Source organism: Streptomyces sp. NRRL B-24085 (genome assembly GCF_001282115.1).
Classification (GTDB): Bacteria; Actinomycetota; Actinomycetes; order Streptomycetales; family Streptomycetaceae; genus Streptomyces.
In genome coordinates, this window is record NZ_LJBR01000001.1 from 1 (window position 1) to 17,107 (window position 17,107).

The following is a 17,107-nucleotide window of genomic DNA, read 5'->3' on the forward strand; positions in this document are numbered from 1 at the left end:
GATGTGTATAAGGAACACCCCCGAGCCAGGCCACCGCCCCGTCCAGCAGCACGACCGCACAACCCCGCCGCACCACCGCGAGACGCGCAACCCCGCAGAGCCGTCCGAACCCATGGTCCGGCGGCCCCGCGGGGCCCCGCGTCAGCCGGAGGCGGCCGCTGGGCCGAAGTCCGCCTCCAGCCGCTCCCTCCACCCCGCGTCCGCCAGCCCCGCCCCCACGAGCACGTCCCGCCAGTCCTCCTTGGCCAGCTGGACGGCGTCCAGGAGCCGGTCCACCCGGCCCTGTCCACACAGCAGCGTCGCGGCGGCGATCCGTTCCTTGTCCTCCTGGTCGCCCCGGTCGGTCAGGTGGTTGACCAGCTCGGTGAGGAGATCGCCCACCACCTCGCCCTCCCGGCCGGGGAAGTCCTCCGCGATGCGCCGTTCGACCCGCACGGTAAGCCCCATTTAACCTCCTTGTCGGCATACGCCCCGATACGCTACCGCGCCCGACCCTTCCGGCACCGCAAGCTGTCTCGCAAGAAACTTGACGACCCCTCACTTTGCCGAACTGACAGCCCACCTACAGGCACCGCTCCTACGGTGCCGTGCTCATGACAGACACCCCCATGAACGAAACCAACGCCCTCGCCCGCCGCACCCTCCTGATCGCCACCGGCACCACCGCGGCGACCCTGGCCGTGGGCGCCGCGGCGCCCGGGACCCGCACCTCCCCCGCCGGCGACGCCACCGACACGGCCCCCGTCGCCGCCGCGGCGGTCTGCACGCTCACCAAGGAGATGACCGAAGGTCCCTACTACCTCGACGGCCAGTACGTCCGCTCCGACATCACCGAGGGCAAGACCGGCTTCCCGCTCGAACTCGCCCTCACCGTCGTCGACGACGACACCTGCGCCGCGATCAGCGACGCCCTCGTGGAGATCTGGCACTGCGACGCGCTCGGCGAGTACTCCGGCTACGTCGGCAACAACGGCCACGACGAGCCCGACAGCGGCACCTTCCTGCGCGGCGGCACGCTCACCGACTCCGGCGGCGTCGCCCGCATCACCACGGTCTACCCGGGCTGGTACCGCGGCCGCTGTGTGCACATCCACGTGAAGGTGCACGTCGACGTCACCCTCACCGCCGACGGCTCCTTCACCGGCGGCACCGAACTCCACACCGGCCAGCTCTTCTTCGACGAGACGGTCACCGCCAGGGTCGGCGCACTGCCGCCGTACTCGGCCAACACGGTCACCCGCACCACCCTCGCCCAGGACGGGATCTACGACGACGGCGGCGCCGCGTCCGGTCTCCTGACCCTGACCGCCCTGGGCAGCAGCCCGTCCGCCGGCTACACCGGCACCCTCACCCTCGGCGTCGAACGCTGACGCAGCCGACAGGAGTTGCCCGCCGCCCCGAAGGCGGCGGGCAACTCGGGCTCTCAGGGCCTCACTTGCCCGGGCACTCCTTCCACGCCATGTGGTACACGGTGCTGATGTCGCCGTCGGTCGAGTCCATCGTCATGAAGCTGACCTTGGACGGCGAGGAGGTGCCCGCGTTCACGCGGACCTCGGTGTTGATGTTGAAGTTGCGCTGCACCCCGCAGGGCGCCCAGACCAGCTGGGCCCAGTCGGTGGTGTCGGTCGCCTGCCAGTTGTCGTTGTAGGCGCCGGGGAACGTGTGGGTCTTGAAGGCCGTCTGCGAGGAGCCCTGGAAGTAGTACGAGGCCCGCTGGACGCCGCTCGCGCCGGCCTGGAGCGAGGCGAAGCCCCGGTAGTCCGCGCTGGCGATGGCGTACGTGAAGCCCTGCGGGACGTGGACGATCAGGTTGAGCTGGCAGTTCTTGCGGAACGCCGTGGGGTCGGAGTTGCCGCCGACCTGGGCGAGGTAGTCGCTGTAGGTCACCGTGAAGGCGGTGTTGTCCTCGGAGACCGCGACGGCCGCCGTGCCCGCGGGACAGCCGGAGCCGTTCACCGTGGCGACGTTGATGACGATCTTGTCCGGGGGCGGGTCGACGAACCCGCCGGAGGGGTTGTGCGCGGGCATCGCCGCGGTGACGAGGGCGGCGACGGCGCCGCCCAGAAGAAGTCCGCTTGCCATGGGGGGTCTCTCCTCTGCGCTGACATGTTGAAGCGTGGAGAACCTGTGTGTTTTTTGTGAAGCACCGCGGCGCTCGAATCGTAGGGAGCCCCCTGGGGCACCGCCAGAGCGAACTCCAGCCATTCCGGTAATGGCCGAACTCACGTGTCAGCAGGCGGAGTTGAGCGGATCAGGGGTTCTCCCAGGCGGCCGGTTCGGCCGCGAGCCGCTGCACCGGCTCGGGGAGCGCGTCGCCCGCGATGTCGGCGATGGTCACGCCCTCCAGGATCTTGCGGACGTTGGCCCGCAGGGCGATCCACAGCGGGAGGAGGGGCTGTGCGGAACCCGTGTACTCCAGGCCGGTGGGCCGCTCGCCGCGCACCGACACGATCGGCCCGTCGACCGCGCGGATGACGTCCGCGACCGTGATGGCCGACGCCTCGCGCGCGAGCCGGTAACCGCCGCCCCCGCCCCGCCTGCTGTCGACGATCCCGCCACGCCGGAGATCGCCGAGGATCCCCTCCAGGAACTTGTGCGGAATGTCCTGGACCGCGGCGATGGCCTCGGCCTTCACCGGCTCCGTGTCCTGTCGCACGGCAAGCTCCAGCACCGCCCGTACCGCGTAGTCCGCCCGTGCAGAGATCCTCATACGACAATTGTGCGGCGTCCGGGCGGAGACAATGGCACGCCACAATAGGCACACCACCCACACCACGGACGGACTGGCGCTAGCGCGGCACGACCAGGAGGCGCTCCCTTGGAGCTGAGCAGACGTACATTCAGCGCCCTCGCCGGCACCACGGCGCTCGGCTTCGCGCTGAGCGGCAGTGGTGGGGAGACCACCCGGGCCTACGCCTCCCGCAGCGTGCCCACCGGACCGGCGCCCGGCGCGCCCGCCGCCGACCGGGCGCGCCACACGGTCGGCTACGACAAGTACTCGCTGCTGGTCGACGGCCGGCGCCTGGTGCTCTGGTCCGGCGAGATGCACCCCTTCCGGCTGCCGAGCCCGTCGCTGTGGCGGGACGTCCTGCAGAAGATGCGCGCCCACGGCTTCAACGCGGTGAGCGTCCACGTGGCCTGGAACTACCACTCCCCCGGCCCCGGCCAGTACGACTTCACCGGCGTCCGCGACCTCGACCTGTTCCTGCGCACGGCCACCGAGACCGGCCTGTACGTCATCCTGCGCCCGGGCCCGTACATCGGTGCCGACGTCGACGGCGGCGGCTTCCCGGGCTGGCTGGCGGCGACCGAGGGCCGGGCCCGCACCTCCGACCCCACCTATCTGTCGTACGTCGACGAGTGGCTGACCGAGGTGAACGCGATCGCCGCCCGGCACCTGTTCACCCGGGGCAGCGGCACGGTCCTGCTCTACCAGATCGAGAACGAGTACGACGCCTTCGTCGACGAGCCCCTCGGCCGGGACTACATGTCCCACCTGTACAAGAAGGTGCGGGCGGACGGGATCGACGTCCCGCTGTTCCACAACGACAAGGGCAGGAACGGTCACTGGACCCCCGGGTCCTTCAACACCGGGGGTGAGGAGCGCGGTTGGCTCTACGGCTTCGACGGCTACCCCCTGCCCGACGAAGTGCCGCCGGACTGGGGCGACTTCGGCGAGGGCGGGCTCAGGGGCGGAGCGACGGCCAGTCCCCGGACGCCCGGGTTCCTGCCGGAGTTCGGCGGGGGCCGGCCCGATCCGTGGGGCGGGGCCGCCTTCGACGGCAAGGGGTACGCCGAGGCGCGGTACAGCCGGGACGCGGCCTACGAGCGGCGCTTCCAGCTCACCAACCTCGCCAACGGCATCACCGTGCACAACGTCTACATGACCTTCGGCGGCACCTCCTGGGGCTGGCTGCCCGCGCCGCAGGTCTACACGTCGTACGACTACGGGGCGGCGATCGACGAGGCCCGCCGGCAGACCCCCAAGCTGGCCCCCCAGCACCAGCTCGGCCATCTCCTGCGGACCGTGCCGGACTTCGCCAAGCTGGACCGGGCCGACCCGGTGCGGGCCGCCGACGAGCGGCTGAAGGTGTACCACCTGACCAACCCGGACACCGGGTCCCATGTGTACGTCGTGCGCAACGACACCGACGCGCCGATCACGACGACCATCCCGGACGCCGGGATCGACGTGTCGTTCACCGTCGCCCCGCACGACGCCCGACTGCTCGCCGCCGGCCTCCGGTTGGGCGGACGCACCCTCAAGTACGCCACCGCGCAGCCCATGATGAGCCTGAGAATCGGGCGGACGGACGTCGCCGTCTTCACGGCCCCGCACGGCGAGATGGCCCAGGTCCTGCTGGAGTGCCCGGAGGAGCCGCTGGTCACCCGGGGCGACGCGGAACCCGCGTGGAACTACGACCTCGGCGTCCTCAGGGTCACCGCGCCGATGGGCGTCGGCGGCCTGGCCCGGGTGCGGATCGAGGGCGGCGGCAGCGACACCCCGCTGCTGCTGATCCTCGCCGACGACCCGGCCGCACTGCGGCTGTTCCCGGTGGACACCCCGACCGGACCGGTGCTGGTGTACGGGCCGTCGCTGGTGCGCGGAGTCACCCTGGACGGCGCCACCGCGCATCTCACCGGCGACACCGTCGAGGGCACGGGCATGGAGGTGTGGGGGCCGCGCGGGATGGCCCGGATCACCTGGAACGGGCGCCCGCTGCGCGCCTCCCCCACCCCCATGGACAGCCTGCGGGCCGACATGCCGGCCACGCCCGGGCAGCTCCCCGTCCCGGCGGTGGGCGAGGTGCGGCTGCCCGCGCTGGGCGGCTGGCGGCGCCGTACCGAGAACTTCGAGTCCGTCCCGGACTACGACGACTCCGGCTGGACCCGGGCCGACCGCACGAACTCGTCCAGCATCACCCCGGTCCCGAAGGGCCGGCCGGTCCTGTTCGCCGACGACTACGGCTTCCACTACGGCGACGTCTGGTACCGGGGGCGCCTGACGGGCGCGGACGGGCTGGAGTCGGTGTCCCTGTCCTACAGCACCGGCACCCAGGGGCTGCTGATGGCGTGGCTGGACGGCGAGCCGCTGGGCACGCACCGGATGCCGGTGCCGGACCGGAGCACGGCCGGCAAGGGCACGTGGACGGCGACGGCCGCCTTCGACGTGCCGCCGCCCACGGGGCACGCACCCCGCGTCCTGTCCGTCCTCGTGCGGCGGATGGCGCACGACATGGACGGCGGGGCCGCCGACTCCCACAAGGCGGCCCGGGGGCTGACCGCGGTCACCTTCAAGGGCGGTGCGCCGAAGGCGAGTTGGCGCATCCAGGGCGAGACGGCCGCCGACCCGGTGCGCGGGCCGCTCAACAACGGCGGACTGTACGGGGAGCGCAAGGGCTGGCACCTGCCGGGCTTCGCGGAAGAGCACTGGGAGGACACGGAGTTGCCGCGCGCGGACCGTCGCCAGGGAGTCACCTGGTACCGGACGACGTTCCGGCTCGCCGTGGACGCCGGCATCGACGCCTCCGTCGGTCTCACCCTCGACGACGACCCGGAGCGCGCCTACCGCGTCCAGATCTTCCTCAACGGCTGGAACATGGGCCAGTACGTCAACGACGTGGGCCCGCAGCACACGTTCGTCCTGCCCAACGGCATCCTGCGCACCCGCGGCACCAACACCCTGGCGCTGGCGGTGCTGTCCGACGGGACGACGGAGTCCGGGCCCGGGGACGTACGGCTGCGGCTGCTGGGGACTTCGGCCGGAGGGGTGCCCGTCACGCCGGTGGACTCACCCGGCCGCTAGCGGCACCCGCTGCCCGAGGGCGCCGGCGGGTTCCCGCGGGAAACCTGCCGCGCCCTCGGGGACCGTGTTCAGGCGAGCCGGAGCACGTTCCAGGACAGCGGCTCCAGTACGGCGGTGAGGACGCCGTCCTTGAGCGCGGTGCCCTCGGCCGCGTGCGGGGCGACCCGGTCGGGGGCGTCGAGGGTGTTGCGGGCGTCCGGGTCGGCGTCGGCGAGGACGCTGTGCTCGACGACCTCCGTCAGGCCGAGGCCGTTCAGGGCGACTTCGAGGGGCAGCGACTCGGTGCGGCCGCGGTTGACGGCGAAGACGGTGACCGAGCCGTCCTCGGCGCGGACGGCGGTGGCGTGCAGGAGGTCCGTCTCGCCGAACTTCCTCGTCTCGTACGTCGGCGAGTCGACCCGTACGTCGAGGACCTCGCCGCGGCCGTGCTTCGAGGCCTGCGCGAACGGGAAGAACGTCGTCTGGCGCCAGGCCGGGCCGCCGGGCTCGGTCATGATCGGGGCGATCACGTTGACCAACTGGGCGAGACAGGCGACGGTGACGCGGTCGGCGTGCCGCAGCAGGGCGATGAGGAGGGAACCGAAGACGACCGCGTCCAGGACGCTGTAGTTGTCCTCCAGGAGGCGGGGGGCCTCCGCCCAGTCCCGCGCGCCGGAGTTCTCGATCTCGTGCCACTCCGAGATGTACCAGACGTTCCACTCGTCGAAGGAGAGGTTGATCTTCTTCTTCGACTTCAGCTTCGCGCCGATGTGGTCGGCGGTGGCGACCACGTTCTCGATGAAGGACTCCATGTCGACGGCGGAGGCGAGGAAGGAGTCGACGTCACCGTCCTCGGGCTGGTAGTAGGCGTGCAGGGAGATGTGGTCGACGAGGTCGTACGTCTCCTCCAGGACCGTCGCCTCCCAGGCGGCGAAGGTCGGCATGGCCTGGCTGGAGGAGCCGCAGGCGACCAGTTCGACGCCCGGGTCGATCTGGCGCATCGCGCGGGCGGTCTCGGCGGCGATCCGGCCGTACTCCTGGGCGGTCTTGTGGCCGGTCTGCCAGGGGCCGTCCATCTCGTTGCCCAGGCACCACAGCCTGATGCCGAAGGGGTCCTTGTCGCCGTGGGAGACACGGAGGTCGGACAGGGCCGTGCCGGCGGGGTGGTTGGCGTACTCCTGGAGTTCGAGGGCCTCGGCGACGCCGCGGGTGCCGAGGTTGAGGGCCATCATGGGCTCGGCCTGGGGGCCGATCTTCCTCAGGAAGGCGATGTACTCGGAGAGGCCGAAGCGGTTGGTCTCGGTGGAGCGCCAGGCGAGGTCGAGGCGGCGGGGGCGGTCCTCGACGGGGCCGACGGAGTCCTCCCACTTGTAGCCGGAGACGAAGTTGCCGCCGGGGTAGCGGATGGCGGTGACGCCGAGTTCGCGGACGAGCTCCAGGACGTCGGTGCGGATGCCGTCCTCGTCGGCGGCGGGGTGGCCGGGCTCGAACACGCCGGTGTAGACGCAGCGGCCGAGGTGTTCCACGAAGGAGCCGAAGAGACGGGGGTCGACCTGGCCGACCTTGAAGGCGGGGTCGAGGGTGAAGCGGGCGGTGGACGTGCTCATGGGTGCCTTTCAGGAGGGGAGTTGCTCGACAACCGGCCAGTCACGCACCCAACCGAGCCTGTTCAGGCCCAGCTTCGGTGTGCCGTTGTCCTGTGCGTCGTAGTAGTGGTAGGCCAGCCAGTCCTGGCCGTGGGTGCGGAAGACGGACTCGCCTCCCGTGCCGATGTACCTCCCGTGTCCGGCCAGCAGCAGGTCGCCGCCGCCCTCCAGCATCGGTGTGCCCGTGCTGTCGGCGTACGGCCCCGTGACCTTCGTGGATCGTCCGACCCTGATCTTGTACGTGGAGTCCGCTCCGGCACAACAGGTGTCGTAGGAGGCGAAGAGGTAGTAGTAGCGGCCGTGCCGCACGATGGACGGGCCCTCGACGGCGTACGGGGCGTCCGGGCGGGTGGCCAGGTGGCGGACGGCGGCACCGGGGAGTGCCTTGCCGGTGGCGGGGCTGAGCTCGACCATGCGGATGCCGGTCCAGTACGAGCCGAACGACATCCACAGCCTGCCGTCCGCCCGGACGACCGCCGGGTCGATGGCGTTCCAGGAGTCGGTGGTACCCGAGGTGAGGACCTTGCCGTGGTCGGTCCAGGTGCCGGGGAGGCCGGACGGGGAGGTGGCCACGCCAATCGCGGAGTGGTTGGTGCCCCAGGACGAGACGGCGTAGTAGAGCCAGTACCGGCCGGCCCGGTAGGAGATGTCGGGCGCCCAGGGGTCCCCGGTGTCGTTGTACTCGTACCACCACGCCGGCGGCTCGGCGAAGGCGTTGCCCGCGTCGGTCCAGTGCCGGAGGTCCTTCGACAGCCGGGCCCCGATGACACCTCCGGTCGAGTAGGCCACGTACCCGCCGGACTTCATCCGGATGACGGTCGGATCATGGATGATCTGCTGCCCGCTGACCGGCAGCGGATCGGGATACCCGGTGTCCGCCCGCGCCGACCCCGGCAACAGCGCGACGAGGGCGGCGGCCAGCACGCCGGCGAGTCTGAGACGCATCAACTGTGACTCCCTGTCTCGGTGACGCCCCATGGGGGCCGGATGCGATCGGTACGACGAGGCGGGGCCGTCGCCGTGTACGCCCCGGGTGGGCCGACGGTCGGGGCGTGACGCCGACAGGCAATGCGCGGCGACACAACGTGCGCCGGGCGTGCCCGGCCCAGGGACCACTGGTGGACCGTCGCCCCGGTCGCGCCCCGGCGTGCCGCTTTCCAGGGGGCGTCGAGGAGCGGCCGGCCGCTCCGTCGTCGTCGGGTCACTGGCCCGCCAGGCCCGTGTGGGCCACGCCCGCCACGATCTGGCGCTGGAAGAAGACGAAGACGATGATCAGGGGGAGGCCCGCCATGAGGCCGCCGGCCATGAGCTGGGCCCACTGGATGCCGTAGGAGTTCATGACGGTCGCGATGCCGTTCGGCATGGTCATGAGGTCGGGGTTGTTGGTCACCATGTAGGGCCACAGGAAGTTGTTCCAGGAGGCGATGAAGGTGAAGATGCCGACCGCCGCCAGGGAGGGCCGGGCCAGCGGGACCACGATCGTGAAGAAGACCCGCCAGCGGCCCGCGCCGTCGATGAACGCGGCCTCCTCCAACTCGCGCGGCACGCCCTGGAAGAACTTGTAGAGGATGTAGACCATCGCGGCCGGGGCGCACTGCGGGAGGATCATGCCCCAGTACGTGTCGACCATCCCCATCTGCTGGACCGTGGTGAAGAGGGGCACGCCGAGGACGGCCGGGGAGATCATCAGGCCGGACATCACGATGCCCATCAGCGCGCCCTTGCCGCGGAACTCCGTGCGGGCGAAGCCGTATCCGGCGAGCGCGCTGACCGCCAGCACGACGGAGGTGACGCAGACGGACACCACCAGCGAGTTGATGAACCAGTTGGTGATGTTGCCGGTCTCCCACAGGGCCTTCCAGGCCTGGACGGTCCAGACCTCCGGCAGCCAGTGCGGCGGGATCTCGGCCGCCTCCGCCTCCGACTTGAGGGAGGTGAACAGCGCCGCCGCGATCGGTGCGACGAAGACGGCCGAGACGGCGACGCCCAGCAGCGTGAGGACGATCTGGCTGGGCGTCCAGGGTTTGCGGGGACTCTTGCGGACCTGTACGGCGGTGGTCATCGGCCGCTCTCCTCACGGTTGCGCAGCAGCCACATCCGGGCCAGGGCGACGACTGCGATGATCACGAAGAAGACGATGGACATCGCGGAGGCGTAGCCCACGCGGTAGCTGGTGAAGCCCTGTTCGAGGGTGTACTGCACGAAGGAGCGGGTGCTGAGCTCCGGTCCTGGCCCGAAGTCCATCATCACGACGGCCTGGTCGAAGAGTTGCAGCGAGGCGAGGATCTGGAGCGCGATCACCAGCCCGGTGATGTGGCGCAGCATCGGCAGCGTGATGTGGACCATGCGGTGCCAGGCGTTCGCACCGTCCAGCTTCGCGGCCTCGTAGAGGTGGCCGGGGATGCCCTGGAGGGCGGCGAGGTAGAGCAGGAAGCTGAAGCCGACGGTCCACCACAGGGTCTCGATGACGATGGCGGGCATCGCGTACGACTTGTCGGTCAGCCAGGGCGTGTCGAGGCCGAAGGTCTCGTTGACCAGGCCGATGCCCTGGGTGAACAGCCACTGGAACATGTTGGCGGCGACCGTCGACGGCAGCAGGAAGGGTACGAAGAAGCACAGCCGCCACAGCCACTTCCCGCGTTCGATGTGGTGGGCGAGCATCGCCAGCAGGAAGGCGAGAACCGTGATGCAGGGGACGACCAGCAGCGTGAAGTACGCGCTGTGGCCGAGCGCGTCCCACATCGCCTGGTCGTGCAGGGCCTCGCGGTAGTTGTCGAGGCCGACGAAGCTCGCACCCTCACCGGAGATGTTGGCGTCCGTGAAGCTGAGCCAGACACCGCGCAGCAGCGGCCAGATCACGAAGAGCACGAAGAGCGCGAGGAACGGGGCGACGAACCAGCCGCCGTGCTGGAAGCCCTGCTTGCGGCGGACCGTGGCGACGGCGGTCGCGGTCCTGGCGCGGGCCGGTGCGGCAACGGCTCCGGTCGTCATGTGAGCGCCGGCTGACATGTGAGCGCTGGTCGTCATGCGACCGCACCTCCCTGCGCGGCGGTCCTGCCGTCCATCGGGTTCTTGGCGGCGAGGAGTCGGGTGAGGTGTCTCTTCATGGTCTGCGCGGCCGACGCCGGCTTGGCGGAGCCCATGGTCGAGGAGACGACGACCGGGCCGAGGTCCTGCGCGAGCACGCCGGTGGAGCCCGCGAACCACACCTTCGGCTCGGTGGCCTGGTGGTCCATGGCGCCGGCGTACTCGTTCTGCGGGGTGAGCTTCTTGTACGCCCCGGTGGACAGCGTCGGTGTGTAGGCGGGGATGTGTCCGCCGGCCGCCCACTGGAGGGCGTGGGTCACGACGTACGCGGCGAGTTGGTGGGCGCCCTCGTTGGTGGCGCCGCCCCGGCCCGCCTGGTGGGGCAGGACGAACGCGTGTGACTCGGCGTGGGTGGCCGGTTTGCCGAACACGGGCGGCAGCGGGGTGGCGCCGTAGTCCAGTCCCGCGCCGGAGAAGACCGGCACGGACCAGTTGCCCTCCCAGGTGAAGGGGGCGCCGTTGATGAACTGTTCGCCGGTGGGGGCGCCGGGGACGACGTATCCGTCGGTGACGTGGCGGCGCAGGAACTCCAGGACCCGGGTGGCCTTGTCGGGGTCGAAGAGGACCTCGGTGTTGTCGGCGTCGAACCACCGGCCGCCGAGCTGGGTGTAGAAGGCGACGAAGAACCACCACTGGAAGTTCTGGTCGTTGGTCCACAGGCCGATGGTCTGGAGGCCCTTCTTCTGGGCGGCCCTGGCCTTCTTGAGGACGTCGAACCACTCGTCGGTGAAGGTGACCGGGACCATCCTGCCGTCGTCGCCGAGCAGTCCTGCCTTCTTGAGCACGTCCTTGCGGTAGAAGCAGAGCTGGACGTGGATGTCGAGGGGGAGGGCGTAGAGCTTGCCGTCGATGACGCCGCGCTTCCACAGCGCGGGGTTGTAGTCCTGCTCCCGTACGCCGTACTCGGCGAGCAGGCCGACGTCCCACGGGTCGAGGAGGCGGCCCGGCGAGAAGCCGGTGACCCGGCCCATGTGCATGACGCCGAGGTCGGGGGCGCGGTTGCCCGCGGCCGCCATGGCGAGTTTGGTGTAGAAGGGGTTGCCCCACTGGAGGGTGGAGTCCTTCACGTCGATGTCCGGGTGGTCCTTGCGGAAGGCGTCCAGCATCGTGATCATGTTGGCGCCGTCGCCGCCGCTGAAGAGGTTCCAGTAGCGCACCCGGGTGTCCGCGCCGGAGGCGAGCGCGTCGGCCCCGGTGCCGAGGGCCGCGAAGCCGAAGCCGGCGGCGACGGTCAGTCCGCCGGCGCCGGCGAGAAGTCGCCTGCGGCTCAGGTCAGGTCGTCCCATTCCCTGCCCCATCTGTTCGAGATCTCGAATTGCGCTCGTAACTTCGAACGGGACCGTAGGCAGGAAGCGCTTTCCAGTCAATGGGTTGCGCAGGAAAACGAGGGCCCTGTCCACGGGTCGAACACCGGACGAGGACCGGGCACCGGATCGCGTGACGGGGACAGTTGGGGGCGCGTAGTCTCGAACGGCCCGCCTGTGGCGGCGGGAGAGTTCAGGGGGTGGGATGGACATCGCGGGCGCGCGCAGGAGTGCGGCCCGGATCGCCTCGGCGCTGCGGCGCACCCGTGCGACCCCGGCCATGCGCGAACTGGTCTCCGGCCTCTCCGACGCGGTCCGGGCCGCCCCCCGGCCCCCGGCCGACGTGCCCGGGCTGTGCCGGATGCTGTGCCAGGAGATGAGCGCGCGGCGCGGCGGCCGCCCGGTCGACCTGCGCTTCGAACGGTTCCCCGACGAGATCGCGGTGACCGGACTGTGGGTGGAGTTCGAGGACTTCGACCTCGTCATCGTCGAGGAACGAGCCGAGGAGATGCAGCAGTTGGTCATCCTGGGCCATGAGCTGTGGCACCTGCACGCGGGCCACGCCCACCACCACGCGGCCGCCGCGGACGCGCTCGCCGGCCGGCCCGGCTGGGACTCCGTCGCCCTGACCGTCGCCGCCCGCAACGGCTCACGGGAGGCCGACGAGGCCGAGGCGGACGACTTCGGGCACCGGCTGGCGGCCGCCTTCCGGCATCTGGGGCAGGGCCGGGGCGCCGACGCCCGCCCCGATCCGGTCCAGCGGTCGCTCGGCTACCGGGGACGCGGAGGCGGGGCACTGTGACACCTCAGTCCCTGGCCGGAGGACCGGCCTCCTTCCTCACCGGCCTCTACATCTCCTTCTGGCTGCCGGGCCTGGTCCTGGGCGCGGCCCTGGCGATCAAGCTGCCGAGCATCGTCAAGCTGTGGCGGGACCCCCTGCTGCGCGCCGTCGGCGGCCTGCTGCTGCTCGCCTGCGCGGTGTTCGTCTTCGCGGCCCCGCCCACCATCGCCTGGACCAACCGGGTCACCGGGGTCCCCAACATCGCGGCCCCCTGGGTGTACTCCCTGATCACCGCGCTGTCCGCGTCCTGGCTGCTGCTCGTCGTGCACTGGCGCAACGGCCACACCGACCGCCGCGAGCAGACCCGGCGGGCGACCCGGTGGGTGGTCTCGGTGTACACGGCCGTGGTGGTCGCGCTGTGGGTGCTGTTCGCCCTCGCCGACGTACCGGTGGAGCAGATCCGGGACCTCGACACGTACTACGCCACCACGCCCTTCATGCGCGAGGAGATCCTCCTCTACCTGACCGTGCACACGGCGGCGTGTCTGATCACCGCCCGGCTCATCTGGACCTGGATCCGCACCGACGGGCTGGACGGCTGGCTGCGCTGGGGCCTGAGGTTCCTGAGCGTCGGCTACGTCACCAACCTGCTGTTCAGCGCGGCCAAGTTCACCGCCATCGTGGCCCGCTGGACCGGCCACGACCTGGACTGGCTCAACACCAACATCGCCCCGTCCGCCGCCTGCATCGGCGCCACCATGGTCGCGACGGGCGTCATCGTCCCGCACGCCGGGCAGTACCTCCAGGAGCGCTGGCTGGTCCGCCGCCGGCGCCGGAACCTCAGGCCGCTGGCCCGGCTGCTGCGGGCGGTGCCGGGCCGCCGCGAGCCCCTCGCCCTCCAGGCCACCCCGGAGATCCGGCTCATCCGCCGCGAGACCTACATCCGCGACGCGCTCCTCCAGCTGGCCCGCCACCTCGACGAGGACCTGCGGCGCCGTGCCCTCGACGCCGCCCTCGCGCTCGGCGCCGAACCCGGCCGGGCCCGGGCCCTGGCCGCCGCCGTGACGATCATGGACGCCGTGGAGACCGGGCGGCACACCCCGGACGGCGACGACACGGCGGCTCTCGACACCGCATACCTGCTGCAGGAGATCCACGCCGTCTCCGCGGCCCTGCGCAGTCCCGACGAGATCACGGCGGTGCGCGAGCGCGCGGCCGTCCCGGCAGAGAGCATGTCCGCGCATGACTGAACGCCCCTCCCCCGCCAGAGTCGCCGTCGTCCTCGGGGGATCCCACACCGGCATGCTCGCGGCGGCCGCCCTGGCCGGGCTCGCCGACCGGGTCGTCGTCGTGGAACGCGACGTGCTGCCCTCGGGGCCCGTGCCCCGCAGGGGACTTCCGCAGGCCCGCCACGTCCACCAGCTCTGGTCCGGCGGGGCGCTCGCCCTGGAGGAACTGCTGCCCGGGGTCACGGAGGGGCTGCGCGCGGCGGGGGCGCACCGGCTGCCGGTGACCACGGACATGGTGGCGCTGTCACCGCGGGGCTGGTTCCGCCGCTGGACCGAGTCGCACTTCATGCTGCTGTCCAGCCGGGACCTGCTGGACGCCACGGTCCGTGCCCGGGTGCTGGCCGACGACCGGATCGAGCTGCTGGCCGGGACCGAGGTGCTCGGACTCGACGGCACCGGCGACGCGGTCACCGGCGTCCGGGTCCGGGCGGACGGCGGCGAACGCACCCTGCGTGCCGACCTGGTGGTCGACGCGACGGGCCGGGCCTCCCGGACCCCGCAGTGGCTGACCGGGCTCGGCCTGCCCGCCCCCCGGAGCCGGACCGTGGACTCCGGCCTCACCTACGCCAGCCGCCGCTTCCGCGCCCCCGAGGCCGCCCGCGACGGCTACCCCGTGGTCAACGTCCAGCCCGACGCGCGCTCCGGCCTGCCCGGCCGCGGCGGTGTGCTGCTGCCCATCGAGGACGGCCAGTGGCTGGTGACGCTGTACGGCACCCGCGGCGGCGAACCCACCGCCGAGACCGCCGACTTCGCCCGGTACGCCCGCGCCGAGCTGCGCCACCCGGTGATCGCCGACCTCCTCGGACAGGCCGAGCCGCTGACGGAGGTGGCCCTCACCCGTACGACGGCCAACCGCCGCCACTTCTACGAGCGGATGCCGGCCTGGCCCGAGAACTTCGCCGTGCTCGGTGACGCCGTCGCCGCGTTCAACCCGGTGTACGGGCACGGCATGTCGGTGGCGGCGCAGGGCGCGGTGGCCCTGCGGGCGGCGGTACGACGGCACGGCTGGGGCATGCCCGGTCTGTCCCGCCGTATCCAGAAGGCGGTCGCGGGACCGGTCGGGGCCGCGTGGGACCTGGCGATCGGGCAGGACGTGTTCTACCCGGGCGCCACCGAGGACGGACCGACGCTGCGGGACCGCCTGGTGGCCGCATACGTCGACCGGTTGATGTACACCGCGACCGGGAACGGACGGATCGCCCGCCGCGTCACCGACGTCACGTCGCTGGAGCGGCGGGCGGAGGTGCTGCTGGCTCCGGGGGTGCTGTTCGCGGCGGCGGTCGGCCCGTTGAAGCCGGCGCTGACCGGACCGCCGCTGACGGCCGAGGAGTCGAAGAGGGCGGGGCTCGAATAGTCAGCCCGCGAACGGCTGCTGCCGTACGCCCTTCCCGGCGCCCGGCACCACGAGCAGGGAGCCCGCCACCGGATGCGGGGCCGTGAGCCCCACGCGAGCCGTCGTGATGTACAGGTCGGTCAGGTCCGGGCCGCCGAAGGCGCACGCCGTGACGCGCGGGGTCGGGAGGGTGATCACCCGGTCCAGCTCCCCGTCGGGCGTGTACCGCCGTACCGCGCTCCCGTCCCACAGCGCGACCCACACGCACCCGTCGGCGTCGACCGTGAGGCCGTCCGGGAACCCGGCGCCGTCCTCCACGGCAACGAAGGTCCGGCGGCCGGAGATCTGCCCGTCCTCGTGGTCGAAGACGTCGACGCGGCGGGTGGGCGAGTCGATGTAGTACATGAGGCGGCCGTCCGGGCTCCAGCCGGTGCCGTTGCTCACGGCCACGTCGTCGAGGACGGTGCGGTGCGTGCCGTCACCGGTGATCCGGGACAGGGTGCCGCCGCCCGGGGCCTCGTCGTAGCGCATGGTGCCGGCCCAGAGGGAGCCGTCGGGGGCCACGGCGGCGTCGTTGGCGCGGCGGCCGGGGACGGGCTCGTGGTACAGCCAGCGGAAGGTGCCGTCGGGGTCCAGCAGGGCCACGCCGTCCCGCAGGTTGAGGACGAGTCCGCCGCCCGCGCGCGGCTTGACGGCACCGATGTGCTGGTCGAGGACGCGGACCGTGCGGTGCCCGGAGACGGGGTCGTAGCTGTGCAGCCGGGCGCCGAGGATGTCGATCCACAGCAGCCGCTCGCCGTCCCAGGTGGGCCCCTCACCGAGGGTGGCCCCGGCGCGCACGGCGACGTCGTACCGCGTGCCGTGGGTCATCCGACGCTCCGGTGGCCGAGGCGCTCGGACAGCTCGGCGGCGCCCTTGGCGGCGAGCTGCTCCAGCTCGCCGCGGCGGTCGTCGCTCCAGCGGATCATCGGCACCGAGATGGAGAGCGCGGCGACGACCTGCCCGGTGCGGTCGCGGACCGGGGCGGCCACGCAGGAGACGTCCGGGTTGGACTCGCGGTTCTCGACGGCGATACCGCGCTGCCGGATCTCGTCGAGGGCCTCGCGCAGGGCGGCCGGGTCGGTGATGCTGTTGGGCGTCATGGCCGCGAGCGTGCCGTCCTCCGGGATGCGGGAGGCGAGCTGCGGCTCGGGAAGGGAGGCGAGGAGCATCTTGCCGACGGAGGTGCAGTGCGCGGGCAGCCGCCGGCCGGCGGCCGACACCATCCGCACCGCGTGCGTCGAGTCGACCTTGGCGATGTAGATGACGTCGGTGCCCTCCAGGATCGCCACGTGCACGGTCTCGTCACAGGTCTCGGCGACGGACCGGGCCACCTGCTGCCCCTCGGCGGCGAGGTCGAGCTGCTCGGCGTACCGGCTGCCGAGCTGGTAGGGCCGCACCCCGAGCCGGTAGCGTCCCGGCTGGCCCGGGACCTGGACGATGTACGACCGGGCGGCGAGAGTGGTGACCAGCTCGTGCACGGTGGTGCGCGGCAGCTGGAGCTTGCGCACGATGTCGGGGGCGGAGAGCGTCCCGTCTCCGTCGAGGAAGAGCTCGAGAATGTCGAGAGCCCGGGTCACGGCAGGTACGAGGCGTCCCACAACCGGCCCCCTCCCTTTGCGTCTAAGAAGTCTGCGTTCGAAATTTCAACAGACGATCGGCATGACGAACACAGGCTAGCGACATGCTGTTTCCTCCGGCAATGGGCAGACACGGCACGAACTCCCCGTACGACGTGTTTCCGCAGGAAGGGCACGGGTGCCCGCCGCCGGTACTACTGTGCTCGTGTGCGGCACGTCACATTGCGTGGTGTGTTCCGGGGGATCTGATCCAGGGGGGATCT

The 17,107-nt window shown here is 71.6% G+C and carries 15 protein-coding genes; 5 read left to right on the forward strand and 10 right to left on the reverse strand.

What is annotated here, in order from left to right; genetic code table 11:
- Positions 1-141 precede the first annotated feature (141 nt).
- Complete coding sequence (locus AOJ26_RS00005; RefSeq protein ID WP_053846035.1) at positions 142-447, reverse strand: hypothetical protein; 306 nt, start codon at positions 445-447, stop codon at positions 142-144.
- Positions 448-593: 146 nt separating this feature from the next.
- On the opposite strand from AOJ26_RS00005, the gene AOJ26_RS00010 reads away from it, so the two are divergent.
- Positions 594-1,370, forward strand: coding sequence for an intradiol ring-cleavage dioxygenase (locus tag AOJ26_RS00010; RefSeq protein WP_053846036.1), 777 nt, complete (start codon positions 594-596; stop codon positions 1,368-1,370).
- 61 nt (positions 1,371-1,431) lie between these two features.
- Here the strand turns inward: AOJ26_RS00010 and AOJ26_RS00015 are convergent, their stop codons facing one another.
- Both AOJ26_RS00015 and AOJ26_RS00020 read right to left on the reverse strand, forming a co-directional pair.
- Positions 1,432-2,082, reverse strand: coding sequence for a DUF4360 domain-containing protein (locus tag AOJ26_RS00015; RefSeq protein ID WP_053846037.1), 651 nt, complete (start codon positions 2,080-2,082; stop codon positions 1,432-1,434).
- 169 nt (positions 2,083-2,251) lie between these two features.
- Positions 2,252-2,710, reverse strand: coding sequence for an RrF2 family transcriptional regulator (locus AOJ26_RS00020; RefSeq protein WP_031061958.1), 459 nt, complete (start codon positions 2,708-2,710; stop codon positions 2,252-2,254).
- A gap of 108 nt (positions 2,711-2,818) precedes the next feature.
- Between AOJ26_RS00020 and AOJ26_RS00025 the strand changes: the two genes are divergently transcribed.
- Positions 2,819-5,806, forward strand: coding sequence for a beta-galactosidase (locus AOJ26_RS00025; RefSeq protein ID WP_053846038.1), 2,988 nt, complete (start codon positions 2,819-2,821; stop codon positions 5,804-5,806).
- A 68-nt stretch (positions 5,807-5,874) separates the two neighbouring features.
- On the opposite strand, the gene AOJ26_RS00030 is transcribed toward AOJ26_RS00025, so the two are convergent.
- The 5 genes from AOJ26_RS00030 to AOJ26_RS00050 all read right to left on the reverse strand — a co-directional run bounded on the left by AOJ26_RS00030 (position 5,875) and on the right by AOJ26_RS00050 (position 11,804).
- A complete protein-coding gene (locus AOJ26_RS00030) occupies positions 5,875-7,392 on the reverse strand; it encodes an alpha-N-arabinofuranosidase (RefSeq protein WP_053846039.1) in 1,518 nt (505 codons plus the stop codon).
- A 9-nt stretch (positions 7,393-7,401) separates the two neighbouring features.
- Positions 7,402-8,376: an arabinan endo-1,5-alpha-L-arabinosidase gene (locus AOJ26_RS00035; RefSeq protein ID WP_053846040.1), complete on the reverse strand. Its 975-nt coding sequence runs from the start codon at positions 8,374-8,376 to the stop codon at positions 7,402-7,404.
- A gap of 256 nt (positions 8,377-8,632) precedes the next feature.
- Positions 8,633-9,493, reverse strand: a complete 861-nt coding sequence (locus AOJ26_RS00040) for a carbohydrate ABC transporter permease (RefSeq protein ID WP_053846041.1) — start codon at positions 9,491-9,493, stop codon at positions 8,633-8,635.
- Positions 9,490-10,422, reverse strand: coding sequence for a carbohydrate ABC transporter permease (locus AOJ26_RS00045; RefSeq protein WP_053846042.1), 933 nt, complete (start codon positions 10,420-10,422; stop codon positions 9,490-9,492). The genes AOJ26_RS00040 and AOJ26_RS00045 overlap by 4 nt, the downstream gene beginning before the upstream one ends.
- 32 nt (positions 10,423-10,454) lie before the next feature.
- Positions 10,455-11,804: an extracellular solute-binding protein gene (locus AOJ26_RS00050; RefSeq protein WP_053846043.1), complete on the reverse strand. Its 1,350-nt coding sequence runs from the start codon at positions 11,802-11,804 to the stop codon at positions 10,455-10,457.
- A gap of 223 nt (positions 11,805-12,027) precedes the next feature.
- Between AOJ26_RS00050 and AOJ26_RS00055 the strand changes: the two genes are divergently transcribed.
- The 3 genes from AOJ26_RS00055 to AOJ26_RS00065 are packed head-to-tail and all read left to right on the forward strand — an operon-like array spanning position 12,028 to position 15,246.
- Positions 12,028-12,624, forward strand: coding sequence for a toxin-antitoxin system, toxin component family protein (locus tag AOJ26_RS00055; protein ID WP_078959664.1), 597 nt, complete (start codon positions 12,028-12,030; stop codon positions 12,622-12,624).
- Positions 12,621-13,853, forward strand: coding sequence for an MAB_1171c family putative transporter (locus AOJ26_RS00060; protein WP_053846044.1), 1,233 nt, complete (start codon positions 12,621-12,623; stop codon positions 13,851-13,853). Before AOJ26_RS00055 ends, AOJ26_RS00060 begins: the two co-directional genes overlap by 4 nt.
- Positions 13,846-15,246 carry an FAD-dependent oxidoreductase gene (locus tag AOJ26_RS00065; protein ID WP_107092798.1) on the forward strand — a complete coding sequence of 467 codons (1,401 nt, stop codon included), beginning with the start codon at positions 13,846-13,848 and terminating at the stop codon, positions 15,244-15,246. Before AOJ26_RS00060 ends, AOJ26_RS00065 begins: the two co-directional genes overlap by 8 nt.
- On the opposite strand, the gene AOJ26_RS00070 is transcribed toward AOJ26_RS00065, so the two are convergent.
- Together AOJ26_RS00070 and AOJ26_RS00075 are read right to left on the reverse strand one after the other, a co-directional pair.
- Positions 15,247-16,095, reverse strand: coding sequence for an SMP-30/gluconolactonase/LRE family protein (locus tag AOJ26_RS00070; protein ID WP_053846046.1), 849 nt, complete (start codon positions 16,093-16,095; stop codon positions 15,247-15,249).
- Positions 16,092-16,865, reverse strand: a complete 774-nt coding sequence (locus AOJ26_RS00075; protein ID WP_053846047.1) for an IclR family transcriptional regulator — start codon at positions 16,863-16,865, stop codon at positions 16,092-16,094. Before AOJ26_RS00075 ends, AOJ26_RS00070 begins: the two co-directional genes overlap by 4 nt.
- Positions 16,866-17,107: the final 242 nt, after the last annotated feature.

Bases quoted from the DNA above. Each gene is read 5' to 3' on its own strand.
- AOJ26_RS00065 (WP_107092798.1), top strand. From the start codon at position 13,846: ATGACTGAACGCCCCTCCCCCGCCAGAGTCGCCGTCGTCCTCGGGGGA.
- AOJ26_RS00055 (WP_078959664.1), top strand. From the start codon at position 12,028: ATGGACATCGCGGGCGCGCGCAGGAGTGCGGCCCGGATCGCCTCGGCG.
- AOJ26_RS00010 (WP_053846036.1), top strand. From the start codon at position 594: ATGACAGACACCCCCATGAACGAAACCAACGCCCTCGCCCGCCGCACC.
- AOJ26_RS00045 (WP_053846042.1), bottom strand. From the start codon at position 10,422: ATGACGACCGGAGCCGTTGCCGCACCGGCCCGCGCCAGGACCGCGACC.
- AOJ26_RS00020 (WP_031061958.1), bottom strand. From the start codon at position 2,710: ATGAGGATCTCTGCACGGGCGGACTACGCGGTACGGGCGGTGCTGGAG.
- AOJ26_RS00040 (WP_053846041.1), bottom strand. From the start codon at position 9,493: ATGACCACCGCCGTACAGGTCCGCAAGAGTCCCCGCAAACCCTGGACG.
- AOJ26_RS00030 (WP_053846039.1), bottom strand. From the start codon at position 7,392: ATGAGCACGTCCACCGCCCGCTTCACCCTCGACCCCGCCTTCAAGGTC.
- AOJ26_RS00005 (WP_053846035.1), bottom strand. From the start codon at position 447: ATGGGGCTTACCGTGCGGGTCGAACGGCGCATCGCGGAGGACTTCCCC.
- AOJ26_RS00015 (WP_053846037.1), bottom strand. From the start codon at position 2,082: ATGGCAAGCGGACTTCTTCTGGGCGGCGCCGTCGCCGCCCTCGTCACC.
- AOJ26_RS00070 (WP_053846046.1), bottom strand. From the start codon at position 16,095: ATGACCCACGGCACGCGGTACGACGTCGCCGTGCGCGCCGGGGCCACC.
- AOJ26_RS00035 (WP_053846040.1), bottom strand. From the start codon at position 8,376: ATGCGTCTCAGACTCGCCGGCGTGCTGGCCGCCGCCCTCGTCGCGCTG.
- AOJ26_RS00050 (WP_053846043.1), bottom strand. From the start codon at position 11,804: ATGGGACGACCTGACCTGAGCCGCAGGCGACTTCTCGCCGGCGCCGGC.